The organism is Pricia sp., from assembly GCF_041745955.1.
Classification (GTDB): domain Bacteria; phylum Bacteroidota; class Bacteroidia; order Flavobacteriales; family Flavobacteriaceae; genus Pricia.
In genome coordinates this window covers 1-3,265 of sequence record NZ_JBGTHY010000356.1, presented here as the reverse complement: position 1 = coordinate 3,265, position 3,265 = coordinate 1, and the positions used below count along the sequence as shown (strand labels likewise).

Genomic DNA, 3,265 nt, shown 5'->3' with positions numbered 1-3,265 from the left:
AGCGGTCTTTCATTCGGCCGCTGGGGTCGACCTGCCACATCGTGTATTTGGCGTTGAAATAGGTGGTGGCACCGTCGAAATACCCGCTCTGTACCAAAACGTTCAGATAGGGATTCTGGGCCATGGCCTGCCTTAAATCGTCGCGGGTAGTGTCGTTTTCATTATCCCACGGATGCACGGGTCCGAACATATTGTATTTAATATCCGTTTTAAAATTCAGTTCTTCCTGCATATAATAATTGATGGCAGGGGTGAATGAATGTAGCCAAGAGGTGAGTTCGGGGTTATAATCCGGCTCCATGCCGGCCACTTGCCGATCGAAGCCCAAATACCGGCTGTCGAGTCTTCCGAGGGTATAGGCACCTTTATCCCTTAAAAGATTTTTCCAGAAATAGGAAGTCGATACGACTAGGTTTTGGTCGAGGATTTCTTCTTTTGATAGTCCTGAATAGTAGGCCATTTTTTCGGCAACGGCATTTTTTTCGGTCTCCCCGATATTCCAGCCTTTCGCCAAAGCGGGAATCAAGGTGTTTAACGTGTAGTCTTCTGATTCCGGAAGAATTTCAAGCAAGTCTTTGTTTTGAAGCTCGGCCGGAAGCGCCTTATGGTACCAAGCGGCCGCGGTAAAATACGGAAGGTTGAGCGCATCGGAAACCGGTCCGCCGACCCGGATGACCTTATAATCGGCGGGAGAAACCATTATGACGCCGTTCAGGTACATCCATTGCTGCTCTTGCAACGCCAAGGATAGGCCCATTACCCGGGTACCGCCATAACTTTCGCCTATAATATATTTGGGAGATCGCCAGCGGTTGTTTCGGGTCACAAAAGTGTTCAGCCATTCCGCCAAATATTTGATATCCGCATTGATACCGAAGAACTTTTTACGGTCTTTTTCCTCCAATTCTTCGGGAATGGTGCGGGAATAGCCCGTATTCGCAGGGTTCACGTACACGATATCGGTAACGTCCAACACCGAAAACGGATTGTCCTGTACCCCATACGGTTGCACGGGATAGCCCTCAGCGTCGATTTTCAGGGCACGTGGCCCGGTATACGCCAAGTGCATCCACACCGAAGCCGAACCCGGTCCGCCGTTGAAGGAAATCAATAAAGGTCTTGCCGCGCGGTCCTTGACGTTGTTACGGGTATAATAGGTGTATTGAAGTGCGGCGATAGGTTGGCCTTTTTCGTCCCAAGCGGGCTGCATACCCGTCGTGGCCGTATAATCAATAGGTGTTCCGTTGATAGTAACGCTGTGCTGCGTAGTAATGGTGGTATCCATGGAGATTTTACGCTCATATGCCGAATGTATTGCAGTATCAGCCTTTGGAGTATCCTTTTTCTGGGCTTGTAGGGAAAATTGAAAGCAAAGTAGTAAAGGAATACCGAGGTATAATGTTTTCATTTAAGGAGTGATTTAGGTAGGCTTTAAAAATAGGTAAAAAAGTTCAAGGGTCTAGGCGTTTGGTAGTTTATATCATCTTTCCGGACATTCAAACACGAACTAACCGCTCTTTTTCTTCCAGAAATTTGAGAGGAGTATAATTTCATTGGGTTTAATTTCCCTTATTCTATGATTAAAACAAGCATGAAAACGGATGGTTTTCATCCAATCAAAAAACTTTCTTCCTCTGAACGCCTCGTGGGTCTGCCCCGAGGATTATTTACTATGTGATTTTATTTTTTTTTCAAATTTGCAACCTTCAACCCATAACATCGTATCATCCTCTTAATCCCAAAAACCCTAATTTGGATAATCACTCAAAATTTCTCAAAAACCCCCAACCCAAATAGCGCAAAATCATACTTTACGGGATCCACTGGATCGAGCTTACGTAGGTTTTTATCAAGTTCGGCCAGCGCTTTGGCATCGTTCTGTTTCCGTTTAAGCAATTTCAGTTTTCGCGCCACGTTTCCTGAATGTACGTCCAGTGGGCAAGACAGGCGCTCGGTACCGATACTTTTCCAGAGTCCAAAATCCACTCCCTTAGTATCCGGTCGAACCATCCATCTTAGAAACATATTGATCCGTTTGGCTGCGGAACCTTTTAGCGGGTCACTGACATGTTTTTGGGTACGGGCAGGGTGGGGGAGTTCGAAGAATATTTTTTTAAAGGAGGATATGGAGGATTGCAGGAAAGGGACTTGATCGTTTTTTGCGAATACGGCTTCGAGTCCTCCATGATTTTCATACATATTTTTAAGGCTTTCGACAAAATAGGATGCATCCCGCCCGTTGAACGTACGGTGTACAAAGCCGGATAGTTTTTCCAAGTCCGGTTCTTGATGGTTTTTGACGAAATCATAGGGAGCATTATCCATCAGCTCCATTAGTAGGGTGGCATTGTTGATAATGCTTTTTCGATTGCCCCAAGCGATGCTCGCGGTCAAAAAGGCACTGATCTCGATATCCTCTTTTTTTGAAAAGCGATGGGGAATCTGTAGGGGATCACTTTCCAAAAACTTTGGGTGTTCGTATTGTAGGACTTTGGCGTCCAGAAAATCCTTGAGCTCCTTTTTCGTCATTTCGTTTTCATGATCATCCCATCGACCATCGTGAGCTTCCGATCGGCCATATCGGCCAATTGCTCGTTGTGGGTCACGATGACGAAGGTCTGTCCGAATTGGTTGCGGAGGTCGAAAAATAGTCGGTGAAGGTTGTCCGCACTCTCGGAGTCAAGATTACCGCTTGGTTCATCGGCAAAGATGATCGAAGGGTCGTTGACCAAGGCCCGGGCTACGGCGACACGTTGCTGTTCACCGCCGGAGAGTTCGTTCGGTTTATGGTCGTAGCGTTTTGAAAGTCCCAAAAAATCTAGGAGTTCCTTGGCTTTGGCTTCCGCCTTGGCCTTGGGGGTGTTTTTTATGAACGCGGGAATGCAGACGTTTTCCAGTGCCGTAAACTCCGGCAACAACTGGTGGAATTGAAAGATAAACCCGATATGCTCGTTCCGAAATCGAGCCAAATCCTTATCCGACAAGGTATTGGTCGCTACCCCGTTGATTAGCAGTTCGCTTTGTTGGGGATTTGAAGGCCCATCTAAAGTACCCAGAATCTGTAGTAATGTCGTCTTACCCGCCCCGGAAGTACCGACGATGGAGACGATTTCCTTTTTTTGAATGTGAAGTTCAACCCCTTTCAGCACCTGTAGGTCCCCATAAAATTTTTGAATGTTTTTGGACTTGATCATACTATTGTTTTAGAAAGGAATTACAGGTCACATCCTTTAAAATTCAAAAATACTAAAAACAATACATTGAA

At 46.0% G+C, this 3,265-nt stretch carries 3 protein-coding genes; all 3 read right to left on the bottom strand.

The features are described 5' to 3' along the window. Positions 1-1,285, bottom strand: a 1,285-nt coding sequence (locus ACEW8S_RS13300; RefSeq protein ID WP_373518629.1) for a S10 family peptidase, incomplete at its 3' end; no start/stop codon positions are given. A 479-nt stretch (positions 1,286-1,764) separates the two neighbouring features. Continuing rightward, a complete protein-coding gene (locus ACEW8S_RS13295) occupies positions 1,765-2,529 on the bottom strand; it encodes a TIGR02757 family protein (protein WP_373518628.1) in 765 nt (254 codons plus the stop codon). After that, positions 2,526-3,194 (bottom strand): ABC transporter ATP-binding protein, encoded by a 669-nt coding sequence (locus ACEW8S_RS13290; RefSeq protein WP_373518627.1) that lies wholly within the window; start codon positions 3,192-3,194, stop codon positions 2,526-2,528. Before ACEW8S_RS13290 ends, ACEW8S_RS13295 begins: the two co-directional genes overlap by 4 nt. Between the last annotated feature and the right edge of the window lie 71 nt (positions 3,195-3,265).

Bases quoted from the DNA above. Each gene is read 5' to 3' on its own strand.
- ACEW8S_RS13295 (WP_373518628.1), bottom strand. From the start codon at position 2,529: ATGACGAAAAAGGAGCTCAAGGATTTTCTGGACGCCAAAGTCCTACAA.
- ACEW8S_RS13290 (WP_373518627.1), bottom strand. From the start codon at position 3,194: ATGATCAAGTCCAAAAACATTCAAAAATTTTATGGGGACCTACAGGTG.